This window comes from Pseudomonas fluorescens Q2-87 (genome assembly GCF_000281895.1).
GTDB classification, from domain to species: domain Bacteria; phylum Pseudomonadota; class Gammaproteobacteria; order Pseudomonadales; family Pseudomonadaceae; genus Aquipseudomonas; species Aquipseudomonas fluorescens_S.
Window position 1 is genome coordinate 1,729,537 of the sequence record NZ_CM001558.1, and the last position, 20,448, is coordinate 1,749,984.

Here is a 20,448-nt window from a genome sequence, read left to right on the forward strand (position 1 = left end):
AATGACGCTGAGGAAACCCCCAGCAAAGCAATGGCTACTTGGATTCGCTGCGTTTATCGCAAGAGCGGATCGAGGAGCACATCAATCACTTCATCATCAGCCCTGACAGTATCGAAGCGACGTTGGAGTGGTTGGATAAGAGCCGGGCTGGCGGGAGCAGTACCGGGCGTTGTGGAATTCGAGGGTTGTGGGTAGGTTGATTTGATGGCTGATCGAGTGAGTGGAGCTTGGTTTAGAGCCTCAAGGACAGATACCCCTGGAGTTTGAAATGATTGATGAGCCATTTTTTCCTTACCAGAGCCTAGCGTCCGATTTGCTCGCATTTCTACCCGAGGACAGCACGGACGGCTCTCACGATCTTTCCCATATCCATCGAGTATGGATCAATGTTCGGCGGCTACAGGAAAAAGAAGGTGGGGACTTAGAAGCATTGCTTGCAGCAACCATTTTGCATGATTGCGTGGCAGTCGAGAAAAGCTCTCCATTACGGGCGCAAGCATCAACGCTTTCGGCCAAGAAAGCCGCCTCTATTTTGGAACGCATGAGTTGGTCTACGTCGCGAATTGAGCTAGTTGCTCACGCGGTAAAAACCCACAGCTTCTCAGCTGGTTTCGAACCCCTGACCCTTGAAGCCAAAATTCTTCAGGACAGTGACCGACTAGACGCCATCGGAATGGTAGGGGTCGCACGCTGCTTCTACGTTTCTGGGCGAATGGGCTCCGCGCTGTATGACGTTAAAAACCCCAGTGCCGTAGGCAGAGATTATCAAGACAAACGTTTCACCATTGAGCATTTCCACACGAAATTACTCAAACTCGCTTCAGGGTTCCAAACAGCCGAAGGTGCTCGGTTGGCGGCAGTTAGGCATGCGCGTCTCAATAGTTTTCTAAATGACTTCATGGAGGAGATCGGAGCACCAAGCTGGAATAGCGATTGTGCCAGCATAAACCCAAACCCACCCCAGCCGCGCTGATCTACAATGCCACTCCTTCGCTGGAGGCCGGCATTCCGTGGATGCTTTTTCCCTTGTCTATCAACGCCTGATCCAATGGGTCATCGAACCCATCACCGATCAGTTCTTCGGCATTTTCAACCTGAACGGCCGCTTTGGGATCCTGTTTCTCTGCGCGTCCTACAGCGTCGCCTATGGCCTGTTCCGGTTCAGACAACATCGGGGGCTGACTGACGCGGGTTCGTTTTGGCAGTTCATCGGTGGCCGCCAGGTGCATTTGCATCGTTCGGCACTGCTGGATTACCGCTATTTCTTCGTGCGCGCCATTCTCAAATTCGTCTTGGTGCTGCCCATCGTTCATCTGGTTGATCCATACATTTTTCGCTCAGGGGATTACCTGGCTTTTTTCAGCAATCTTTGGGGCGCTCGCCCGCGTCTGGGGACGAATTTTTCCCTCGCATTGGCCTATGGGCTGGGGGTGTTCCTGATGAAGGATTTCGCTCACTACTGGGTGCATCGCGCTTTTCACTCGCGTTGGCTCTGGGCGTTTCACAAGGTTCATCATTCGGCGCCGGTGTTGGTGCCAGCCACTGCGAGCCGAGTGCACTTCGTCGAGAAAATCGTCGAGACGCTTGGCATCACCGCCAGTGTGGGGCTCTTCGCGGGAAGTTTCTGGTATGTCTGCGGCGGGGAGGTCAGTGGCTACACGCTGTTCGGTGTGACCTACCTGGTGGTCATCTTCAATAGCCTGGCGGCCAATCTGCGGCATACCCATGTCTGGCTGTCATTTGGCCCTGTGGTTGAGCACCTGCTCAACAGTCCGGCACAACACCAGATCCACCACAGCGACGCGCCTCGGCATTTCAACCGCAATTTCGGCATCAACCTGTCGCTGTGGGACTGGATGTTCCGGACACTCTATGTCACCCGTTCACAGCCTGAGCTGCTGCGTTTTGGCACCGGTGAGCAGGACCACCATCGGTACCTGACGGTTTACGGATTGATCGCCACGCCGTTTATCGAAATCGCTCGCAAGCTGCTGGAGAAACGTGGGCGCAGGGTTGGCTGGTTGTAAAGGAAAACCCCCGGTTCGTGTTGAATCGCAGGCGGTGTGGTTGCTGGCGTTTCCAAGGTCGTAATCCTACGACTCCAGCAAACGATAACCCGTGGCGAGGGAGCTTGCTCCCGCTGGGCTGCGTAGCAGCCCTTTAGATGCGCGCGTCGCATAACGCAGCGGGAGCAAGCTCCCTCGCCACGGGATTGTTGGCCGGCAGGTTTATAAACTGAAGTCAGCCCAGGCGGCGAAACCCCTGCCATCAGCCACGTCGAGGTCGCTGTGTGTGCTGGCCGGGAACAGAGCGCTCCCTTCTGGCGAGTTCGTCATCGTTTCTCCTGCGCTTCAAAAATGAAAGGGGGACGCCCATTTTGAATTATTGGGCACCACCCGCTGGCGTCTCGTCGGCACCGTCCGCTGGTGCTCCGTAAGCGTCCGCCCAACACACCTTGCGTGATTAAACGGGCACCCACCTGTGCGGCAACAGCTCGGTAATCTCACTCGCCCGCTGCGTCGGCAGGCGTGTAAGAACATCCTTCAAATACGCATACGGATCATGCCCGTTGAGCCGCGCCGACTGGATCAAACTCATGATCGCTGCGGCACGTTTACCACTGCGTAACGAGCCCGCGAACAGCCAGTTCGAGCGACCAAGAGCCCACGGCCGAATTTGATTCTCGCACCAGTTATTATCGATGGGTACAGCACCGTCATCGAGATAACGCGTTAGCGCTATCCAGCGTTTGAGGCTGTAATCCAATGCCTTGGCGATGGCCGATCCCTCAGGCACAAGCTGCCTCTGGGCGATCATCCAGGTATGAAGTGCGTCGATAATAGGCGCTGCTTTTTCCTGCCGTATTCGCTGTCGGACACCCGGTTCCAGCTCGCGGACTTCTCGTTCTACTTCGTACAAGGCCCCGATGTAGTGCAGCGCTTTTTCGGCGATCTGGCTTTTGTTGGTCGCGTGCAAGTCGAAGAACTTGCGGCGTGCATGGGCCATGCAGCCGATCTCCGTGACGCCCAGTTCAAAGCCTGCCTTGTAGCCAGCGAAGTCGTCGCAGACTAGCTTGCCGTTCCAGTGGCCAAGGAAGGCTCGGGCATGTTCGCCAGCACGGCTCGGACTGAAGTCATAAACGACTGCTGCCAGATCGCAGAACTGGCTGGTGGCATAGGCCCAGACATAAGCGCGGTGAGTTTTCTTAGCGCCAGGCATCAGCATTTGTACCGGCGTCTCGTCGGCGTGGACGACGCCGTGCGTCAGCACGGCTTCGCGCAGCGCATCAACCAGCGGCTGTAATTGCACGCCGCAGTTGCCCACCCATTGCGCCAAGGTCGAGCGAGCAATAGGCAGTCCGGCGCGGCCGAAGATTTTCTCCTGCCGATACAGCGGCAGATGGTCGGCAAACTTGGCCACCATGACGTGGGCCAGCAGGCCCGCCGTCGGGATGCCTTTGTCGATGACGTGCGCCGGTACCGGCGCCTGGATCAGTGTTTCGCACTGCTCGCAGGCCCATTTTCCACGGATATGGCGCTCGACCGTGAAAACGCCCGGTGTGTAGTCGAGCTTTTCGCTGGCATCTTCGCCGATACGCTTGAGGGCGCAGCCGCATTGGCAGTGGCTGTTTTCCGGTTCGTGATGGATCAGAGTGCGAGGGAACTGCGGTGGCAGCGCAGCGCGCTTGGGCTGCTGGCGCATTTTGGCTTCGACAGACACGGGTTGCAGTGCTTCAAGCTCAGCTTCGATGGCGGCGATATCGGTGTCGATCAAGTCGTCGAGCAAGCTGGCTTGATCCGGACTTAGCTGCTCGCTGCGCTTGGCAAACTTGAAGCGTTTGAGCAGCGCGATCTCGTGGGCCAGCTTCTCGTTGACCGACTTGTGATGAGTAATTTGCTTGTCCATCGTCTCGACGCGCTGGATCAACTGCGCCGCCAAGGCTCGCAGTTCTTCAGGGTTTAATTGATCGAGATTCGGATGCGAAGTCATACCGCCGATTTTGCCAGAGAGGGCACATGGCTGCGACAGACTGATGGGCCAATTGCGCTGGCAAGCGCGCCATGGCAGGTCTTAAAGCATCGAGATGATTCCGCCTGCACCGACGCGCTGCCAAGGTAAACCGAGCACCAGGGCCTGAAGTTGCTCGGCATCCAACTCAACTTCTGAGCCGTGTCGCACACCCGGCCAGAAGAAGCGTCCTTGATTCAAACGCCGGGCGGCAAGCCAAATCCCCACGCCGTCATGCACCAGCACTTTCATGCGATTGGCGCGGCGGTTGGCGAACAGATAGGCACAGTGCGGCTTCGCCGCACCGAACACCGCGACAACTCGCGCCAGCGCGGTTTCAGTGCCGGCGCGCATGTCCATGGGCTCGGTGGCGAGCCAGATGGAGTCGACGCGGATCATCGAAGCAGGTCTCGTAGGAAAGCGGAACACGACGCTGCATTTTCTGTCGGCCAACTCACCACAACTACGCCTTTTGAATGAGGCACTTCGATCCTAATCGTGGCAGAAAGGACTTGATGCACCGCTGGCGCTGCCTTGACCGGGATGAAGGCGGTTTGCAGCGCCAGAGTTTTCTGCGCATGCACCCGAATCCATTTATGGACTAGATTGGCGTTGAGGTTGTGGGTCAAAGCGACATTGGCAATCGAGGTGTCAGGCTGCGCACATTCGGCAATGACTTGGGCCTTGAAGGATTTGGAATAGGAACGACGTTCTTGTGGCATGGGCGTCCGCTTAAAAAGGCTAAAAAATGGTGTCCACTTAAATTTAGGTGGACACCATCGCCTTAAGCGATGGCATCAGGAAGATGTGTTGCCCAGACGGTTACGGTGCTCCGTAAGGTACGCCAATCTCGACCCGATCAGCCTTTACCCAGCCTGTATAGTCGTCGCCGCTCTTGGCGATGAAGTTCACCTCCAGCCATGATTCGTCTTCAAGGCTGGAGTAAACGGTGAGGGAATCGCCGGGAACTACGAAAATCTTTTTATTGGCACAGGCTTCATCCGGCGCTTCGTGAAAATGCAGGCGTCCGGTGCCAATGACCTTGCCTTGTACCGACGGGTGAAACTCAGGCACCGTTCCGGAGATTTTTTCCGCCAGGGCCGAACAGTTAACAGCGGCCTGGCTCAGGCTGCTGAAAAGGCACAGGCACAACACGCTTGAACGCAGATACATCTTGGCGAATTCCGTTTGGAGTGGAGGCGTAGGATAGTTAAGTCGGAAACGATTGGAAAAGTGACATATCCAGAGAAAAAGAAGACAGCATTACTTTTCACGATCAGCTGTTTTTGCCGGACGAAGCAATCATTCATGTTCCGCTGCCAACATCGACCTGAACTGAGCAATGATTTCCGAAGATAACCCGGCACCTTCGAACACTGCGCAGGCAACTGTCGCTCCACTTGATCGCCTGGCCTGGAGGAAATCGCAAATATCAGGCGCTTCTGCATGTTCCCAGACCATTCCACCAATGGCGACGACCATGTACGGCATTTTCGTTAAGCCGCAGCGAGTCAGTACCACCCGTTACAAACTGTCTTTTTTGTCTGCAGGGGATTGCGCCAGAAACTCCGCTATCAGCAATGCAACTTGCTGCTGAATCAGCCCGCGAGCACGACCGCCATCACCGTCCTGACAAATGATGCCATCGCCCGGCACCTCCTCTTCGAGCATGCCCTGCGCACCAGGTTTGCACATCGACATGAAGCTGAAATGGCTTGCGTCGTTGATCTCGATGTAACGGCTCAACGCCGAGGGCAGGCGCTTGGCCAGGTTCGCAGATTCCAACTCAGCGGGGAGCTCTCGTGACGGCACACCGGCAGCGATCACCAGGGCGGGGATAGGCAGCGCGGCCAAGCTTTTATCGGTCATGCCCCGTGAAAGGCCGAGGTCCAATGTCACCACCGCAGTAACGCGTTTATCGCGCCAATCGGCGGCCAGTTCGGCCTTTGATTCAGCGGTGCTGGCGGGGTTCATCTGTTCGTAAACGGTGCAGCTGGCTAGCTGCGGGTGGGTTTTACAGTCTTGGGCGAAGCGCTCCGGGTCGAAGCGAGCACCGGCGATCTCCAGGGCAGTCCAGCCGCCGAGTGAATGGCCCACGGCTGCAATTCGGCCATTGGCGACCCGGCCAAATTTTTCAGGTTGGGTCGTGACTGCATCGATGGCTCGGCGCAGGTCAACGGGCCGCTGCCATAACTGCGCCGCTGCTTGGGAGCTGCGGTCATGGGTGGTACTGCCTGGGTGGTTGATGGCGGCGACGATGTAACCCTTCTGGGCCAACGAACTGGCCAGCCAGATCTGGTTGCTCCAGTTGCCCCTGTAGCCGTGGGAGAGCACCACCAATGGATGTTCGCCGGCAGTGGGCGGCGCGTTACGCACGGCAGCGGCGCCGACAAACACCACGTTATCGGCGATCAGTTGCGGGGATTCGGTCGTTGCGCTGGGGTACCAAACGACCATCTCCAGTGCGCGGCCATTGTTTGGATCCGGCAGTGTGGAGGATTGGAAACCGATAGGGTTTGCGTCAGCGAATGCGGTGGTCGTCAGGCAAGCCAACAACAGGGCGCCGAAAGCTGTTTTCAATGTCGTTTCTTCCTTGATTAGACGAATGGGGCTGTCGATAAGCACGGGCATTAAAACTCAGATTCGAACCGTTGCGCACAACTTTCATCGATCAAAGATCCTAGCCTGCGAAAGCAAACTCCGGGGGGGCGAATCGGTCGCTGGTGTCCATACGAATATTGCGCAGCGCCACGGTTTCCAGGTGTGACGCATAGAGCGACTCGGAGAAATAACTGATCAGAATGGAGCGACGGCGTGCGCCGATCACGTTCAGGCTGCCCGCGTGCACCAGATCGACATCGAACACCAGAATGTCACCGGCAGAGCCTGAAAGCTGTACGGCGCTTGATTCGTCATGGAAGTCGAAGGGGGCGTCCGGCTCAGGTCGATGGCTGCCGGGGACGATCCGTGTCGCGCCGTTCTCGGGGCCGTAATCGTCGAAAAAAGCCAGGGCAGTTGCGATGTCGCCTGGTCGTTGGGCCGACAGATCGCGGTGCAGTTGTTGTTGGCCGCCATTGGCAAGGGGCTCGCGGCCTTCCACATGGGAGAGGAAGAACCGTTCGCCGATCAACTCACCTGCCACCGTCAGTACTGGGTAGACGAAATACAGTTACCGGATTGCCATCCAGAAGCTGTCGGCCTGCAATGTCGCGGAAGGTGTTACCTCAAGCATTTCGTACTTCCGGCATGTAGAAGGCTAAAGGTCGAGAGGCTTTACCCTGTGTGTTTTATACATTTTCTGGACTTCTGGGTTGTCCAAGCTTTCGTACGTGATGTCTTCTTTGTCCAGCCCATCTAGGCCTCTGATGCCACTGATGGTTTCCGGCCACTCGTCACGGCTGGATATGGCTACTCTGAATGGTTTCAGGTAGTTGTCAAGATGCCCTTGGCCAGGCTCTCGGATCTCATCGCTGAGCGCTCGTAGGTAATCGTCTTTGTTTGTTTTTGACCAATCGATAGCGAACTTGGCTCGATAACAGAGCTCTATGAAGACTAATAGAATCGTACGTCCATTGCCGTCAAGAAAGGGGTGCGCGAAAGCCAGTTGACCCATCACCTCACCAGGATGCTCTCTGAAGTGTTTCTTATCGGCCGCCAGTTGAAGTGCATAATCGACAGACCTCTTGATGAGTTCCGGGCGCTCGAAAGCTGTGCTGCGGGGGTCGTTATGGAATCCTTTGAAGACGGCCAGGTGAGGTACTAGCTCGTTTCGATCTTTCCCCGCCCAAGGATAAAAGCCAGAAAATAAAATCTTGTGAACTTTGAGCACCGTCTGGAAGGTAATGGGTCTCCTTTTCGCTAGATAAGCAAGAGCATCTTCGATACTTGCCTCGAAGGAAAGATGCTCAGATTCTTTTACCTCAATAGGATCTTTCAGTCGTAATGAATTTTGAAGATACCCTGCGGTTTCGAAATCACCGAACGGATCAAAACTCATGCGCTACGTTTCTTGGCGCGTCTTTTCTCCTGAAGGTACTCGCCTTGGAGTGTCAGGATCTGTGATTTACTCAGGACGCCCTTTCTCTTGAGATTGACGAGCAACTGTTCGATGCCATCCAGCTCGACGACATCCCCAGCCAGACGAGTGATGGTCGCAGCCATACGGCTCATACCGTCAAGTTCAGCAGTGATATTGTGGGCTTTTGCAAGCTTTCGGACCTGAGTCGCAACGCTAGCAGTACCTGTTTGGGTCATTGGAAAGTCCTCTACTTACGACCAAACCATAGCATGAGGCTGTTTTTCTGTCTCCACGGGCTATGCACGGGCTATGGGTAAAACGACGTCCGTGGTGTGCTGTATAGATCAGTGGCCCTGGCGTTTCAAAATGTCGTGGTACCGTCGTAACTCTGTGTTCTTAAGATGCCGATGAGCCCGTCGCGAAGGAGCTTGCTCCCGCTTGACCGGGCTGGCGCTCCAGTGCGAAGCGCTCACAAAAGGGGCCGCTGCGCAGCCCAGCGGGAGCAAGCTCCCTCGCCACAGATTGTCGGCTAGCAGGCTTATAGAGTGGAACCTGCCGGTGCCGCATCCAATCGTCGGGCAATTACATCACGTCACACCCATCACGCAGCGGGATGCAGCTCCCAATGATGTGTACGACATTTCTGTAGCCCAACCTCCCTTTTCTGCTTTTCGCCCCCATTTGCAGACGGGCGCATCCCACAATCCAATCGCGTATTCCCATCAAGCGCGGGATAATACGGCCTGGCTTGAGGTCACAAGCTTTTCCCCTGATTGTTTTGGCGGCAGAAGGATCGATCGCATGACAGACTGGCTCCAGAGCTACGGAGAAATGGCCGAGCGGGTCCGCCGCCATGACTGGAACGCTACCCCGCTCGGGCAGCCGAAAGAGTGGCCCGATGTGTTGAAAACCACCGTGGCGCTGAGCCTTGCTTCCCATTTTCCCCAGGCGATTGTGTGGGGGCCGGAGCTGACCACGTTGTACAACGATGCGTTTCTGCCAATCCTCGGCAATAAGCCCGAGGCGTTGGGCCGGCCGTTTAATGAGGTCTGGCAGGAGGCTTGGAGCGACATCGGTCCGATTGTGCAGGAAGCATTCAACGGGCAAGCAACCTACATCGAAAACTTTCCCCTGGTCATCGAACGTGGCGGCGGCCCGGAACAGGCTTATTTTACCTTCTGCTACAGCCCGATTCGCGACCAGTTCGGCAAGGTCGTGGGCATGCTGGACACTGTCACCGAAACCACCTCGACGGTGTTCATGACCCAGCGCCTGGCAGTGCTCGATGCCATCGGCAATGCCGTGGCGACCGCTACCGACCCGTTGGCGATCATGGCGACCACCACGCGAATCCTGGCGGCACACCTGAACCTGTCCAACTGCGCCTATGCAGACATGGATGAGGACGAGGATGGCTTCACGATTCGCGGCGATTGGGCCAGGGTCGGCTCCCCCAGTATCATCGGGCACTACCGGCTGGCCGATTTCGGTCGGCTGGCGGTGGCCAACCTGCGGGCCGGTAAACCGTTGGTGGTCAACGACAACCTCGCGGAGTTGGCGCCCGAGGAAGCCGCGACGTTCCAGGCGATTGGCATCGCGGCGACAATTTGTGTCCCGCTGATCAAAAACGGGCGTTTGACCGCACTGATGGCGATCCACGACAAAACGCCGAGGGTCTGGTCATCCAATGATCTGGCGTTGTTGCTGGAAGTCACGGAGCGATCCTGGGCCCACATCGAGCGTACCCGGGCGGACGCGGCAGTCCGCGAAGGCCTGGCGGCCCTGGCCGAACTGAACGCGACGCTGGAGGAGCGGGTCGAGGAGCGCACCACACGGCTGAAGCAGACGGAAGCGGCGCTGCGCCAGTCGCAAAAGCTTGAAGCCATCGGTCAGCTCACTGGCGGCGTGGCCCATGACTTCAATAATCTGCTGACGATCATCCGCTCTTCGGTCGATTTTTTACGCATGCCCAATCTTTCCGACGAGCGCCGGCAGCGCTACATGACGGCGGTTTCCGAGACGGTGGAGCGCGCCGCCAAGCTGACCAGCCAGTTGTTGGCGTTTGCCCGGCGCCAGCCGCTGAAACCGGAAGTCTTCGAAGTGGGTAAGCAGGTGCAGAGCCTGGGGGACATGCTGCAAACCGTTACGGGAGCGCGGATCGAGGTGGTCGTCGAATTGTGCGGCCGACCTTGTTACATCCGCGCGGATTTGAGCCAGTTCGAAACGGCCCTGATCAACATGGCCCTGAATGCCCGTGATGCCATGAACGGACAGGGCACGTTATGGCTTCGGCTTCAGTGCGGTGATGGCCTGCCGCCGATTCGCGGTCATGCCGGGGCCCGGCAGGCCTTCGCCGCCATTGTGTTGGCGGACACCGGCACGGGTATCGATTCGCAGGTGCTGGAGCACATCTTCGAGCCTTTTTTCACCACCAAGGAAGTGGGCAAGGGCACGGGATTGGGGCTGTCCCAGGTTTTCGGTTTTGCCAAGCAGTCCGGCGGCAATGTCGATGTTTCGACCGTGGTGGGAGAGGGGACAGTGTTCACCTTGTACCTGCCGGAGGTCGAGGCTGAGGAAATCCATGAGCCGGGCACCGAAGAAACCACGCACTTGGTGCTGGAAAAGGGCAAGCGGCGGGTGTTGGTCGTGGAGGACAATTTGGAGGTGGGACGTTTTGCCAACCAGATCCTCCAGGACCTGGGCTATGAAACGGCCTGGGCGACCAATGCCGAAGAGGCGCTGGAAATGGTCGGGCCGGATGCGATGGCCTTTGATGCGATATTTTCTGATGTCGTGATGCCGGGCATCAGCGGTATCGCCCTGGCCAGGGAGTTACGCCAGCGCCGGGCGGACCTGCCGGTGGTGCTGACGTCGGGCTACAGCGAAGAGCTGGCCCGCAATGGCCATGAAGGTTTTGAATTCTTGTCCAAACCTTATTCGGCTGATCAGGTTTCGCGGGTGTTGAGCCGGACGATATTGGGCTCTGATTGAGTGTTTCCTTTCTGAAACAGTGGCTTCCATTCGTCGGGCTGGGGTCTGTTGAACGGGCAGTCTGTTGATGACCGGCTAGTCTCAGTTCGTGAAGGCCGATATTTCCAGGCAATCGGTTGTTGCCGGTATGGGCCTCGGCGATAGGGGAATAGCGATGGGAGCACCGTACAGCGAGGAAAACGGAGCCGCGTATCCGATCAACGAAGGGTTGCAATGCGGTCAGTCGGCCTACCGGTCAGACTTTGGTGACGAGCCGATCAAGTCCATCAGGACGAAGGTACCCAAAGTGTCGCGCGGGGAAAAAGCCAAGTTTTTACCCCGGGTTCCGGTCCGCAAATAATGTGCAAGTACAGCAAGCGCAGCCCCGTCACTGAGCGGGGCTTTTTTTCGACCGGATCCGGGCGGATACGCGGATGGATCGTAAATATTTTTCATCTTTTTTCAGACGGTGGTGTCTTTCACGTTTCTTTCACAAGCCGGCACGTAGTCTGAGCTCATCCGTTAGAAAGCAGTACCTGCCCGTTTCCCCAGCGGGCTTTTTTTTGCCTGTCATAAAATAAAACGCCTATTCGCTGTCCAACCGTCATGGCTGACGCCGTTTGGCGTAGACTCGCGCCCGCGCGCACTGGCCATTTTTCCCCAATGCGGCATTCTTGAGGTTTCTATCATGCGTTTGACTTTGTCCACCTTGGTACTTGGGTTGTTGATTGCCCAGGGCGCGATGGCTGCCGGCGACGGAACCGCTGCGGTCGGCGGTGGTCTGGGCGGTGTGTTGGGTAATGTGGTCGGCCAGCAAATGGGCGGCAGCACAGGCGCTGCGATTGGCGCGGGTGTCGGCGGTGCTGCCGGCAGCGCGGTAGGGGCACGCAAGGGCAGCCGTACGGAAGCGGCCATCGGTGGCGGCCTGGGTTCGGCAGGTGGTTCGATTGTCGGTAACCGTCTGGGCGGCTCCACCGGCTCCACCATCGGCGCAGGCGTTGGCGGCGCAGCGGGCGGCGCGTTGGGCAGCAACCTGTCCAATGACAACGACAGCCACTCCGGCGGCAAGAAGCACAAGCACAAGAGAAAGCATCGTTAAGCCGATGCTTGAATGAAAAGACCCGGCCTCGTGCCGGGTTTTTTGTTTATTGCGCGCCGTAACGGCGAACACCCGTAAATCAAATTTTCAGAGTTCTTTGTTCTTCGGCATTTAGCTGGAACGTTTACTGTTTCCCCGCCTCGAATTCATACATCCATCAGCAACGCGAGGTGTGCCATGACGCCGGAAACCGAAGGCAAGGAAGAGAAGGGCCCCACGGGTGTTCCTTTCGTCAATGACCCTGGCCCCACCGATCCTGGCCCCAACGACCCGGGCAACGAGGATCCGGGTTCCTTGATGGACGATGCCCAGGTTCCCCTGAACGACGCCGATGACGCGGCAGACGTCGGGCAAATCGAGGTTGAGGACGAGGACGAATCCTACGATTGAGCAAGACAAGGCTGACACCCTCTGCTGCTCTGTTCATGTAGGCACATCAGGAGACTGTCATGACAGCTGGAACCCACGCACCCGAAGACGAAGAAACCCCGGAATACCCGCTTCCCTCACCGACCAACCCGCTGAGTCGCGACCAGCTTCCCCCCGATGACGATGCCGGTGTGGAGCAAGTACCCAATGAGAACGATGAGGATATCGAGGCGACCCCGGATGATCCGGACATTGCCGGGGACGATGCGTCCGGTAAGCCGAGTTGATCATCAGCGTTGCCGCCTGTCGATTGAGGGGCACCATCGACCAGCGAGGCTTGCCACACATCAGGTAGGTACCTTGAAAAGGAGACTCACCATGATGAAACCCAACCTCACAGCACTGACACTGGCCGGGATTCTTTCGGTCAGTTCGATGGCTGTTTTCGCACAATCTTCAAACAGCACGCCGCCGGTGGACAAAGGCGGGATGCCGCCTTCAACCCAGATGGACGCCGGTTCCACCTCCGACACCAGCGGCAACGCCTTGCCCCCAGGTTCAGTGCAGGGTGGTAACGGTGGCGATGCGAGTGGCAGCAGCACCAATCCGGGCACAGGCACCGGTTCGACCAGTGGCGGTAGCACGATGGGCGGCGCCCCGGCTGGGGGGGCGACCAACGGTGGCACTGGAACCAGCGACAGCGGCGGTGGCTCAAGCGGCGGCGGTTCGGGCTCGGGTGGCTCTGGCGGTTCCGGCCAATAACTTTAATCAGACCCATTGAAGTGGCGAGGGAGTTCGCTCCCGCTGGAGGGCGAAGCACTCCCCTGGAGCATTGCTCAAAAAAACAGCTTCCTCGCCCCACCAATCAAGCCGCCCAACGATTTTCCATTGCCTGTCCCAACCCCCTCTCGCTATTCTGCTGAATCCTTTAAGGCAAACAGATGCCCGGGTCGTACCTGAGCCATTCCTGGAATGTTGTGTTGATAACGGATCAGATGCGATGAATGCACCATTGAAAGAGTTGGGCCCGATCAAGGCTGTGATTTTCGACATGGATGGCTTGTTGCTGGACACCGAAGGCATCTATACCGAGGTCACCTCGATCATCGCTGAGCGCTACGGTCGCACCTTCGACTGGAGCGTCAAGCAGAACATCATCGGTCGCGGCGCCGGGGATCTGGCTCGATATGTGGTCCAGGCCCTGGAGCTGCCAATTACGCCGGAGGAATTCCTGGTCATACGTGAACCGCTGATGCGCGAGCGTTTTCCCCGTGCGCTAGCGATGCCGGGCGCCGAAGAACTGGTGCGGCACTTGAAGGCCAGCGGCGTTCCGATAGCGGTGGGGACCAGTTCGTCGAGCCAGTCGTTTGCGCTTAAAACCACGTTGCACCGGGACTGGTTCGCACTGTTCGATTTCATCGTGACGGCGGACGACCCTGAAGTCACTGCGGCGAAGCCGGCGCCGGACATCTTCCTTACCGCTGCGCGGCGCCTGGGCGTTGCGCCTCGCGATTGCCTGGTGTTCGAAGACTCGCCGTTCGGCGTAACGGCCGCGAAAGCTGCCGGCATGACCGCCATCGCCATTCCGGACCCGGCCATGGCTGACGAAAAATATGCCCATGCCGACAACATCATCCGTTCGCTGAAAATGTTCCAGCCAGGCCTTTGTGGCTTGCCGGAATTGGAGTGGGCATGAAAAAGGGCTGCTGTGCAGCCCTGCGGGACCAAGCGCCCTCGTCACAGGGTTGACCCTGTGACCCGACTTTTTCATGCCGGGATCAGGCGCCGAAACCACCGTCGATGGTCAGGCTGGCACCGGTGATATAGCCGGCTTCCGGCCCTGCCAGGTACGCGACGAAGCTGGCGATTTCATCAACCTTGCCGTAGCGTCCAATAGCCATGAGCCCCATCAGGCTGGAGGCGAAGTCGCTGTCGGCCGGGTTCATGTCGGTGTCCACCGGGCCCGGCTGCACATTGTTGACGGTGATGCCGCGCGGGCCCAGGTCGCGGGCCAGGCCTTTGGTCAGGCCCACCAACGCAGCTTTGCTCATGGCGTAGGGGCCACCGCCGGCGAAGGGCATGCGATCGGCGTTGGTGCTGCCGATATTGATGACTCGACCACCTTCGCCCATGTGGCGGGCCGCGGCCTGGGTGGCGATGAAGACGCTGCGCACGTTGATCGCCAAGGTCTGGTCGAAGTCTTCAAGCTTGAATTCATCCAGCGGTGCCATTGCCAGCACGCCCGCGTTATTGACCAGGATGTCCACCCGGCCAAAGGCCTCGACGGTAGCTGCGACGGCGTTGCGGATGGCGTCGGCGTCGGCGCTGTCGGCCTTGATCGCCAGGGCCTTGCCGCCCGTCGCGGTGATGCTGTTCTGCAATTCTTCAGACTTGGCGGCGGAGCTGACGTAAGTGAAGGCCACCGCTGCGCCTTCTGCGGCGAGGCGCTTGACGATGGCGGCGCCGATGCCGCGGGAACCGCCTTGGATCAGTGCAACTTTACCGCTTAATGTTTGAGTGCTCATGGTGTTCTCCAAACGTGCCGCGGCGAGATTGCCGCAGTTGATGGACGGAGTATCGGCAATTGGTTCTCGGCTGTGTAGACGCTTATTGATACAGTCTGTGTAAACCAAAAGTTTAGAATGGTCTTTATGGAAACCTTCAACAGTATCGAATGCTTTGTGCGCAGCGCTGAAGTCGGCAGTTTTGCCGAGGCCGCACGACGCCTGAGCGTAACCCCGGCTGCGGTGGGTAAAAGCGTTGCCAAGCTTGAGGCTCGCATGGGCGTGCGCCTGTTCCAGCGTAGCACCCGCAGCTTGACGCTGACGGAAGCGGGCCAGTTGTTTTTGAGCGAAGTCAGTAGCAGTTTCAATACCATCCAGAACGCCGTCGCCAACCTGGCCAGCGCCGGTGGGCAACCAGCGGGGACGCTGAAGGTGAGCATGGGCACGGCGTTTGGGCGGCTGTATGTCGTGCCGTTGCTGGGAAAATTCTTGCAGCGCTTCCCGGCGATCAATCCGGACTGGCATTTCGATAATCGCCAGGTGGACCTGATCGGCCAGGGTTTCGATGCGGCCATCGGTGGCGGTTTCGACCTGCCTCAAGGCGTGGTGGCGCGCAAATTGACGGTGGCCCATCGGGTGCTGGTCGCCTCGACGGACTACCTGAAAACCCATCCGGCGGTGACAGGGCCGGAAGATCTGTCACAGCATCAGGGCATCCTGATCCGCTCGCCCCAGACCGGGCGCGTCCGTTCCTGGCAACTGACCAGTCGCGATCTGGAACACAGCCCGCTGACGCTCAAGACGCGCATGACCATGAGCGATTCGGAAGCCGACGGCGCCGCCGCGGCGCAAGGGTTGGGCATCGGCCTGGTGAGCATGCCGATTGCCGTTCCCTTCCTGGAGTCCGGGGCGCTGCAGCGGGTGCTGCCGGACTGGTACGTGGATGATGGCAATATCTCCATCTACTACGCCGAGCACAAACTGTTGCCAGGCAAGACCCGGGCGTTCGTGGATTTCATCATCGAGCAGTTTGCTGAACAGGGCTTGGCGCGGCGGTTCAGTGCGGTTTGAGTTGGGCTCTGGACCGGGTTGGCCTGCAAAGTGAAACTCAGCGCCCAAACCGCCCCGGCCAGCCAATGATGGTCTTGGGCCGAGGTGTCGCATAAGTGCGCACTTTCGACGTCGACAATCCCAGCCTCACGAGGGATTCGGCAATGGTCACCGCCGCAGTCACCCCATCGACCACCGGCACTCCGGTGCGCTGGCGGATCTGCTCATCGAGCCCGGCCATGCCGCCGCAGCCCAGGCAGATTACTTCGGCCTTGTCCTGACTGACCGCCAATTCGGCCTGATGCACGATGGCTTCCACTGCCCGTTGCGGATCCTGTTCGAGTTCCAGCACCGCCAGGCCACTGGCCCGTACCGAGGCGCAACGGTCGAACAGGCCGGAGAGCTTGAGGCGATCTTCGATCAGCGGCACGGTGCGGTCCAGGGTGGTGACCACCGAATAAGCGTGACCGAGGAACATCGCAGTGCTGGCGCCGGCATCCGTGATATCCACGACCGGTACGTTCAACAGTTCCTGCAAACCTTCGCGCCCGTGTTCGCCATAACCTGCCTGGATCACCGCATCGAACGGCTGGTCGTAGGACATCACCCGGTCCATGACCGCAATGGCCGCCAGGTAGCTTTCAAAGTTGCCCTCGATGGAATCGGCCCCGAAATATGGCGTGAGCCCGACGATTTCGGTGCCCGGTGCAGCCACGGCCTGGGCTTGTCGGGCGATGGCTTGGGTAATGGATTCGGTGGTGTTGACGTTGACCACGAGAATTCGCATGAGCTGTCCTCCTTAACGGGTAAAGAATGCGGCCCGAACCAGTTGGGCCACTTGAGCGATTAATGGCTGACGTTATCCACAGCGATGGACTCGCCGCTGACGTCTTCGTAATACGGCTGGCGCTTGGCGATGATCAGGTACAGCAGCCCTGCAATCGAAGCGCCAATCAACCAGGAGAAAGGTGAAATACTGTCGAAGCCGGGCACCAACGCCAGGATAATCGCGATCAGCGCGGCCGGAATAAACGCCGCCACCGCGCGCAGGTTCACGCCGTTACTGTAGAAATACGCACCGTTTGGGGCCTCGCTATACAGTTGCGGCACGTTGATGCGGCCTTTTCGCACCAGCCAGTAATCGACCATGATCACGCCATACAGCGGCCCGAGCAGGGCACCGAGGCCGGACAGGAAATACACGATCACCAGCGGGCTGTTGTACAGGTTCCACGGCAGGATCAGCACCGCAATGGCGGCGCTGATCAGCCCGGCGCGGCGGAAGGTCAGGTACTTGGGCGCCAGGTTGCTGAGCACGAAGGCCGGTGCAACGAAGTTGGCCATGATGTTCACCGCGACGGTGACAATCAGAAACGCCAGGCAACCGAGCACGAGGAAGAACGTGTTGGGGATCGAGGCGATGACTTGCGTCGGGCTTTCGATGATTTGGCCGTTGATCTGGAACTGCGCACCGCACAGCAGGATGGTAATGGTGGCGAAAACCAGAATATTCACCGGCAGGCCCCAGAAATTTCCGACGATGATGGTTCGACGGCACGGCGATGAGCGAGCGAAATCACAGAAGTTGAGAATCAAGGTGCCGTAGATCGACAGCCACAAGGCCCCGCCGGCGAAAATATTGCGCCACATTTCGCCGCCGGTCAGCGGCTCGCGGATCGACCAGGCAATGGTTGCTCCGGCTTGGGTGTACATCCAGCCGGCCAGTGCGGCGACCGTCACCAGAATGACCGGCCCGGCAAAGCCTTCATAGCGGCGCACCGTCTCCATGCCGTAGGCCAGGATGATCAGCTGCACGAACCAGATCGCCACGAAACACACCCAACCCAGGCTCGACAGGCCGAGGATCGAGTCGTGATCGTAATCGGCGAAGCCGGGATGGATCGCCACGAGCAACACGCGGAAAACCACCGACGCCAGGTACGTCTGGATACCGAACCAGGCGATGGCGATGACTGCCCTGATCAGCGCGGGAATCTGTGCGCCGTGAATGCCAAAGCTGATGCGGCTGATCACCGGAAACGGTACGCCGGTTTTCTGCCCCATGTAGCCGGACAGGTTCATGAAGCCATACACCAAAGCCGCGCCGATTCCCAAGGACAGCAAGATCTGCCAGCCGCCCAGCCCCAGGGCATACACGCCGATGGCGAAGGAGTAATTGGCGATGTTATGCACATCGTTGGTCCACAGGGCGAAGATGCTGTAGCGACCCCAACGGCGACCTTCGGCCTTGGTCGGCGCAAGGTCCTTGTTGTGCAGCCTCGGACTCAACGCCAGGGAGGCGCTTTGATCGTCAAGGGCAGTGGTGGAGGAGGGCAGATCCAGCGCGATATTGTTAGAAAGACTTGTACGCATTCCGGCAGGCTCCTGATTCTCGGCGCAGCGATGACTGTACATGAGCGCGGGGCTCGACATATCTTCGTCGCGGCGGGCGAGCATCATTGGTTATGGGGCATCTGCAGCCTGTACGGGATAGGGCGCTTCAGGCTAGCGGATCTAAAGTGTGTGTATATTTTATGAGTTTTGTATACAAGACACTCGTCGACTCTAGCCATATCCATGCCATCCGACGATCTAACTAAACAGCTGTTAATTTCCTTCGGTTATTGAAATCCAATAACTCATTGAAATCTAGCGTTTATAAATTGACCGTTTGAACAGGTATTTATTTTTTAAGCCGATGGCGACAAAGAAAGGAGGCATGCGAGGGAGGCGGGATGGTGTAACTTTTCAGCGCATTGTTTAAATGAGTGCACACAAAAATGGCACCGGTGGTGACATTTTTGTGTACAGGGTCAGGTGAGAGTTACAGCGCTTTGGATTTGGCGATGATATTCCCGGCGTGCAGGCCGCATTCCTTCTGCGTGGCTTCTTCCCACCACCAGCGGCCTTCGCGCTCGTGCTGGTTCGGCAGCACCGGACGGGTGCAGGGCTCGCAGCCGATGCTGATGAAGCCGCGCTCATGCAGGCTGTTGTAAGGCAGCTCCAGCATGCGGATGTAGCCCCAGACTTCTTCGCTGGTCATCTGCGACAGCGGGTTGAATTTGTACAGGGTGCGCTCCGGGGTGGAAAACGCCGTGTCGATTTCCAATACCGCCACCTGGCTGCGGGTGCCAGGGCTCTGATCGCGACGCTGGCCGGTGGCCCAGGCGTAAACATCGGTCAGTTTGCGGCGCAACGGCTCGATCTTGCGAATGCCGCAGCACTCACCGTGGCCGTCCTTATAGAAGCTGAACAGGCCTTTTTCCTTTACGAATGGGTCGAGTTTCGTGTGGTCCGGCGAGACCAGTTCGATGTCGATCTTGTAGTGCTCGCGCACCTGATCAATGAAACGATAGGTCTCGGGGTGCAGGCGACCGGTGTCGAGGCTGAACACCTTGACGTTCTTGTTCAGTTTCCAGGCCATGTCCACCAGCACCACGTCTTCGGCGCCGCTGAAAGATATCCACAGGTCATCGCCGAATTCGGCAAAGGCCAGCTTGAGGATGTCCTGCGGGGACTTGTTGGCATAGGTCGTGGCGAGTTCCACGACATCAAACGATGGGCTCATCAGGCGGTTTCCTACAGGTCGGTGGCGCTGGGCGCTCTATATGGGGCTGATGGTAACAAAAGCTGTCGAGGCTGGCGCGCTCCTGTGCGTTGCGCGGGCACTGGCGAATGGCTAGAGTCGTCAGGCCTTTTGTTCGCTCAACCGATAAACATCAAATAATGGGAGTGTCTTGTGGAAATTGCCTGTCTCGACCTGGAGGGTGTGCTGGTCCCGGAGATCTGGATCGCCTTCGCTGAAAAAACCGGGATTGAATCCCTCAGGGCAACCACTCGGGACATCCCCGACTACGACGTGCTGATGAAGCAACGGTTGCGCATCCTCGACGAACACGGCCTCAAGCTGTCCGATATCCAGGAAGTCATCGCCACCCTCAAGCCACTGGAGGGCGCCATCGAGTTCGTCGACTGGCTGCGCGAGCGTTTCCAGGTGGTGATCCTGTCCGACACGTTCTACGAATTTTCCCAGCCATTGATGCGCCAGTTGGGTTTCCCGACATTGCTCTGCCATCGCCTGATTACCGATGATGGCGGGCGCGTGACCGGCTACCAGTTGCGTCAGAAAGATCCCAAACGCCAGTCGGTCCTGGCCTTCAAGAGCCTGTATTACCGGGTGATTGCGGCGGGGGACTCCTACAACGACACCACGATGTTGGGTGAAGCCGACGCCGGGATTCTGTTTCATGCACCGGACAATGTGATTCAAGAATTCCCGCAATTCCCGGCCGTGCATAGCTTTGCCGAGTTGAAGCAGGAATTTCTCAAGGCTTCGAACCGCAGTCTGACTCTTTAACCACTATCCCTGTGGGAGCGGGCTTGCTCGCGAATTCAGTGTGTCGGTCAACATCATCATTTCTGACCCGCCG

General features: G+C 58.1%; 21 protein-coding genes and 2 pseudogenes. 10 read left to right on the forward strand and 13 right to left on the reverse strand.

What is annotated here, in order from left to right:
* Nucleotides 1-268 precede the first annotated feature (268 nt).
* Together PFLQ2_RS19740 and PFLQ2_RS19735 are read left to right on the forward strand one after the other, a co-directional pair.
* The gene (locus PFLQ2_RS19740) at nt 269-973 is read left to right on the forward strand and encodes an HD domain-containing protein (RefSeq protein ID WP_003179514.1); all 705 of its coding nucleotides are present in this window, start codon (nt 269-271) and stop codon (nt 971-973) included.
* A gap of 37 nt (nt 974-1,010) precedes the next feature.
* Nucleotides 1,011-2,027 (forward strand): sterol desaturase family protein, encoded by a 1,017-nt coding sequence (locus PFLQ2_RS19735; RefSeq protein WP_003179515.1) that lies wholly within the window; start codon nt 1,011-1,013, stop codon nt 2,025-2,027.
* Between the two features lie 436 nt (nt 2,028-2,463).
* On the opposite strand, the gene tnpC is transcribed toward PFLQ2_RS19735, so the two are convergent.
* From tnpC to PFLQ2_RS19700, 9 genes and pseudogenes are all read right to left on the reverse strand, one after another.
* Nucleotides 2,464-3,990: an IS66 family transposase gene (gene tnpC, locus PFLQ2_RS19730; protein WP_003177796.1), complete on the reverse strand. Its 1,527-nt coding sequence runs from the start codon at nt 3,988-3,990 to the stop codon at nt 2,464-2,466.
* 81 nt (nt 3,991-4,071) lie between these two features.
* On the reverse strand, nt 4,072-4,407 hold the full coding sequence (tnpB, locus tag PFLQ2_RS29625) for an IS66 family insertion sequence element accessory protein TnpB (RefSeq protein WP_003177794.1): 336 nt from the start codon (nt 4,405-4,407) through the stop codon (nt 4,072-4,074).
* On the reverse strand, nt 4,404-4,730 hold the full coding sequence (gene tnpA, locus PFLQ2_RS28655; RefSeq protein WP_003177792.1) for an IS66-like element accessory protein TnpA: 327 nt from the start codon (nt 4,728-4,730) through the stop codon (nt 4,404-4,406). The genes tnpB and tnpA overlap by 4 nt, the downstream gene beginning before the upstream one ends.
* 100 nt (nt 4,731-4,830) lie before the next feature.
* Nucleotides 4,831-5,181, reverse strand: a complete 351-nt coding sequence (locus tag PFLQ2_RS19720; RefSeq protein ID WP_003179518.1) for a hypothetical protein — start codon at nt 5,179-5,181, stop codon at nt 4,831-4,833.
* A 129-nt stretch (nt 5,182-5,310) separates the two neighbouring features.
* A pseudogene (locus PFLQ2_RS30590) lies at nt 5,311-5,496 on the reverse strand (glutamine amidotransferase); the annotation flags it as partial.
* A gap of 36 nt (nt 5,497-5,532) precedes the next feature.
* Nucleotides 5,533-6,588, reverse strand: coding sequence for an alpha/beta hydrolase family protein (locus tag PFLQ2_RS19715; protein ID WP_003179523.1), 1,056 nt, complete (start codon nt 6,586-6,588; stop codon nt 5,533-5,535).
* A gap of 100 nt (nt 6,589-6,688) precedes the next feature.
* Nucleotides 6,689-7,159, reverse strand: a pseudogene (locus PFLQ2_RS19710) (phytanoyl-CoA dioxygenase family protein); the annotation flags it as partial.
* 105 nt (nt 7,160-7,264) lie between these two features.
* On the reverse strand, nt 7,265-8,005 hold the full coding sequence (locus PFLQ2_RS19705; RefSeq protein ID WP_003179526.1) for a Fic/DOC family protein: 741 nt from the start codon (nt 8,003-8,005) through the stop codon (nt 7,265-7,267).
* Nucleotides 8,002-8,262: a hypothetical protein gene (locus tag PFLQ2_RS19700; RefSeq protein WP_003179535.1), complete on the reverse strand. Its 261-nt coding sequence runs from the start codon at nt 8,260-8,262 to the stop codon at nt 8,002-8,004. Before PFLQ2_RS19700 ends, PFLQ2_RS19705 begins: the two co-directional genes overlap by 4 nt.
* A 565-nt stretch (nt 8,263-8,827) precedes the next feature.
* Here PFLQ2_RS19700 and PFLQ2_RS19695 point away from each other — a divergent pair.
* The 6 genes from PFLQ2_RS19695 to PFLQ2_RS19665 all read left to right on the forward strand — a co-directional run bounded on the left by PFLQ2_RS19695 (nt 8,828) and on the right by PFLQ2_RS19665 (nt 14,160).
* Nucleotides 8,828-11,017, forward strand: a complete 2,190-nt coding sequence (locus tag PFLQ2_RS19695; protein ID WP_003179542.1) for a response regulator — start codon at nt 8,828-8,830, stop codon at nt 11,015-11,017.
* A gap of 667 nt (nt 11,018-11,684) precedes the next feature.
* On the forward strand, nt 11,685-12,095 hold the full coding sequence (locus tag PFLQ2_RS19685) for a glycine zipper domain-containing protein (protein WP_003179547.1): 411 nt from the start codon (nt 11,685-11,687) through the stop codon (nt 12,093-12,095).
* A 177-nt stretch (nt 12,096-12,272) separates the two neighbouring features.
* Nucleotides 12,273-12,485, forward strand: coding sequence for a hypothetical protein (locus PFLQ2_RS19680; RefSeq protein ID WP_003179549.1), 213 nt, complete (start codon nt 12,273-12,275; stop codon nt 12,483-12,485).
* A gap of 59 nt (nt 12,486-12,544) precedes the next feature.
* On the forward strand, nt 12,545-12,751 hold the full coding sequence (locus PFLQ2_RS19675) for a hypothetical protein (RefSeq protein WP_003179551.1): 207 nt from the start codon (nt 12,545-12,547) through the stop codon (nt 12,749-12,751).
* A gap of 91 nt (nt 12,752-12,842) precedes the next feature.
* Complete coding sequence (locus tag PFLQ2_RS19670; protein ID WP_003179553.1) at nt 12,843-13,226, forward strand: hypothetical protein; 384 nt, start codon at nt 12,843-12,845, stop codon at nt 13,224-13,226.
* A 238-nt stretch (nt 13,227-13,464) separates the two neighbouring features.
* Nucleotides 13,465-14,160: an HAD-IA family hydrolase gene (locus tag PFLQ2_RS19665; protein WP_003179555.1), complete on the forward strand. Its 696-nt coding sequence runs from the start codon at nt 13,465-13,467 to the stop codon at nt 14,158-14,160.
* Between the two features lie 82 nt (nt 14,161-14,242).
* On the opposite strand, the gene PFLQ2_RS19660 is transcribed toward PFLQ2_RS19665, so the two are convergent.
* Nucleotides 14,243-14,989, reverse strand: a complete 747-nt coding sequence (locus PFLQ2_RS19660) for a 3-oxoacyl-ACP reductase family protein (RefSeq protein ID WP_003179557.1) — start codon at nt 14,987-14,989, stop codon at nt 14,243-14,245.
* A gap of 126 nt (nt 14,990-15,115) precedes the next feature.
* On the opposite strand from PFLQ2_RS19660, the gene PFLQ2_RS19655 reads away from it, so the two are divergent.
* Nucleotides 15,116-16,039, forward strand: coding sequence for a LysR family transcriptional regulator (locus PFLQ2_RS19655; RefSeq protein ID WP_003179558.1), 924 nt, complete (start codon nt 15,116-15,118; stop codon nt 16,037-16,039).
* A gap of 37 nt (nt 16,040-16,076) precedes the next feature.
* Here the strand turns inward: PFLQ2_RS19655 and PFLQ2_RS19650 are convergent, their stop codons facing one another.
* The 3 genes from PFLQ2_RS19650 to PFLQ2_RS19640 form a co-directional block, all read right to left on the reverse strand.
* Nucleotides 16,077-16,805 carry an aspartate/glutamate racemase family protein gene (locus PFLQ2_RS19650; RefSeq protein WP_003179559.1) on the reverse strand — a complete coding sequence of 243 codons (729 nt, stop codon included), beginning with the start codon at nt 16,803-16,805 and terminating at the stop codon, nt 16,077-16,079.
* A 59-nt stretch (nt 16,806-16,864) separates the two neighbouring features.
* Nucleotides 16,865-18,391: an NCS1 family nucleobase:cation symporter-1 gene (locus PFLQ2_RS19645; protein ID WP_003179561.1), complete on the reverse strand. Its 1,527-nt coding sequence runs from the start codon at nt 18,389-18,391 to the stop codon at nt 16,865-16,867.
* 451 nt (nt 18,392-18,842) lie between these two features.
* Complete coding sequence (locus tag PFLQ2_RS19640; protein WP_003179562.1) at nt 18,843-19,586, reverse strand: phosphoadenylyl-sulfate reductase; 744 nt, start codon at nt 19,584-19,586, stop codon at nt 18,843-18,845.
* Between the two features lie 171 nt (nt 19,587-19,757).
* On the opposite strand from PFLQ2_RS19640, the gene thrH reads away from it, so the two are divergent.
* The gene (gene thrH / locus PFLQ2_RS19635) at nt 19,758-20,375 is read left to right on the forward strand and encodes a bifunctional phosphoserine phosphatase/homoserine phosphotransferase ThrH (protein WP_003179563.1); all 618 of its coding nucleotides are present in this window, start codon (nt 19,758-19,760) and stop codon (nt 20,373-20,375) included.
* Nucleotides 20,376-20,448 lie beyond the last annotated feature (73 nt).

Excerpts from the sequence above, each read along its gene's own strand:
- tnpC (WP_003177796.1), bottom strand. The coding sequence starts at position 3,990 with ATGACTTCGCATCCGAATCTCGATCAATTAAACCCTGAAGAACTGCGA.
- PFLQ2_RS19650 (WP_003179559.1), bottom strand. The coding sequence starts at position 16,805 with ATGCGAATTCTCGTGGTCAACGTCAACACCACCGAATCCATTACCCAA.
- PFLQ2_RS19695 (WP_003179542.1), top strand. The coding sequence starts at position 8,828 with ATGACAGACTGGCTCCAGAGCTACGGAGAAATGGCCGAGCGGGTCCGC.
- PFLQ2_RS19680 (WP_003179549.1), top strand. The coding sequence starts at position 12,273 with ATGACGCCGGAAACCGAAGGCAAGGAAGAGAAGGGCCCCACGGGTGTT.
- PFLQ2_RS19640 (WP_003179562.1), bottom strand. The coding sequence starts at position 19,586 with ATGAGCCCATCGTTTGATGTCGTGGAACTCGCCACGACCTATGCCAAC.
- PFLQ2_RS19660 (WP_003179557.1), bottom strand. The coding sequence starts at position 14,989 with ATGAGCACTCAAACATTAAGCGGTAAAGTTGCACTGATCCAAGGCGGT.
- tnpA (WP_003177792.1), bottom strand. The coding sequence starts at position 4,730 with ATGCCACAAGAACGTCGTTCCTATTCCAAATCCTTCAAGGCCCAAGTC.
- PFLQ2_RS19685 (WP_003179547.1), top strand. The coding sequence starts at position 11,685 with ATGCGTTTGACTTTGTCCACCTTGGTACTTGGGTTGTTGATTGCCCAG.
- PFLQ2_RS19655 (WP_003179558.1), top strand. The coding sequence starts at position 15,116 with ATGGAAACCTTCAACAGTATCGAATGCTTTGTGCGCAGCGCTGAAGTC.
- PFLQ2_RS19645 (WP_003179561.1), bottom strand. The coding sequence starts at position 18,391 with ATGCGTACAAGTCTTTCTAACAATATCGCGCTGGATCTGCCCTCCTCC.
- PFLQ2_RS19700 (WP_003179535.1), bottom strand. The coding sequence starts at position 8,262 with ATGACCCAAACAGGTACTGCTAGCGTTGCGACTCAGGTCCGAAAGCTT.
- PFLQ2_RS19665 (WP_003179555.1), top strand. The coding sequence starts at position 13,465 with ATGAATGCACCATTGAAAGAGTTGGGCCCGATCAAGGCTGTGATTTTC.
- PFLQ2_RS19740 (WP_003179514.1), top strand. The coding sequence starts at position 269 with ATGATTGATGAGCCATTTTTTCCTTACCAGAGCCTAGCGTCCGATTTG.
- PFLQ2_RS19720 (WP_003179518.1), bottom strand. The coding sequence starts at position 5,181 with ATGTATCTGCGTTCAAGCGTGTTGTGCCTGTGCCTTTTCAGCAGCCTG.
- tnpB (WP_003177794.1), bottom strand. The coding sequence starts at position 4,407 with ATGATCCGCGTCGACTCCATCTGGCTCGCCACCGAGCCCATGGACATG.
- PFLQ2_RS19705 (WP_003179526.1), bottom strand. The coding sequence starts at position 8,005 with ATGAGTTTTGATCCGTTCGGTGATTTCGAAACCGCAGGGTATCTTCAA.
- PFLQ2_RS19670 (WP_003179553.1), top strand. The coding sequence starts at position 12,843 with ATGATGAAACCCAACCTCACAGCACTGACACTGGCCGGGATTCTTTCG.
- PFLQ2_RS19675 (WP_003179551.1), top strand. The coding sequence starts at position 12,545 with ATGACAGCTGGAACCCACGCACCCGAAGACGAAGAAACCCCGGAATAC.